Source organism: Aquisalimonas lutea, assembly GCF_030409225.1.
GTDB lineage: Bacteria > Pseudomonadota > Gammaproteobacteria > Nitrococcales > Aquisalimonadaceae > Aquisalimonas > Aquisalimonas lutea.
Window position 1 is genome coordinate 1 of record NZ_JAUFPK010000002.1, and the last position, 921, is coordinate 921.

Genomic DNA, 921 nt, shown 5'->3' on the forward strand with positions numbered 1-921 from the left:
GCCGCATGTTGTGGTAGCTCATGCCGGTGCCGACGATGAGCACGCCCTCGCGCCGCAGCGATGCCAGCGCCCGCCCGGCAGCCAGGTGGTGGGCCGGGTCCAGGTCCCGCTTCAGGGACAGTTGCACAACGGGTACGTCCGCGTGCGGATAGATGAGCTTCAGCGGGATGAATACCCCGTGATCCAGGCCGCGATCATGATCGAGCTCGGCACTCTGGCCAGACGCCCGCAGCAGCGCCTGGACCCGAGCCGCCAGCTCAGGGGACCCGGCAGCCGGATAGCGGAGTTGATACGTGTGGGGCGGGAAACCGCTGTAGTCGTAGAGCAGCGGCGGTTGCTCCTGGGCGTTCAGGGTCAACTCCGGCGCCTCCCAGTGTCCTGAGATCACCAGCACGGCCTTCGGCCGGGCACCGACCAGCTCGGGAACAGAGCGCAACCAACGCTCCATCCGGGCCCAGGTGTCGGCGGGCTCCCAGTCCATGAAGAAGCACGGGCCGGCACCGTGCGGGACGAACAATGTCGGCAGAGCTTGCGTCGTCATTCCGGATACCTCCTGGGGCAGCTTAGAAGCGCATGCCCAAGCGCTTGTCCACGGAGTAGGCGCCGCCGCCGCGCAGCGCAACGGCGATGCCCAGCACGAGCCACATCAGCGGGTACTCGATACCGCCGCTGGTCCAGAAAAAGCCGTTGGGCACGTGGACGCTGAGCGCAACCGCCAGCAAAGCGGCGACGGCCAGGGCGGCGGGGCGCGTCAGAACGCCCAGCACCAGGGCAAGGCCGCCGAAGAACTCCACCAGCCCCGCCAGCAGCGCGAACAGGACACCCGGCTCCATGCCGAGGGTGTCGCCGAAGTAGGCGCCGGTGCCGGACAGCCCGTAGCCGCCGAACCAGCCGAACAGCTTCTGTGCGCCGTGGGGCATG

2 protein-coding genes are annotated in these 921 nt (G+C 68.5%); both read right to left on the bottom strand.

Features of this window, described 5'->3' with window-relative positions; genetic code table 11:
- Positions 1–541, bottom strand: a 541-nt coding sequence (locus tag QWY84_RS11070; protein WP_290202717.1) for a DODA-type extradiol aromatic ring-opening family dioxygenase, incomplete at its 3' end; no start/stop codon positions are given.
- 22 nt (positions 542–563) lie between these two features.
- Positions 564–921: DoxX family protein (locus QWY84_RS11075; protein WP_290202718.1), on the bottom strand; the 358-nt coding region annotated here is incomplete at its 5' end.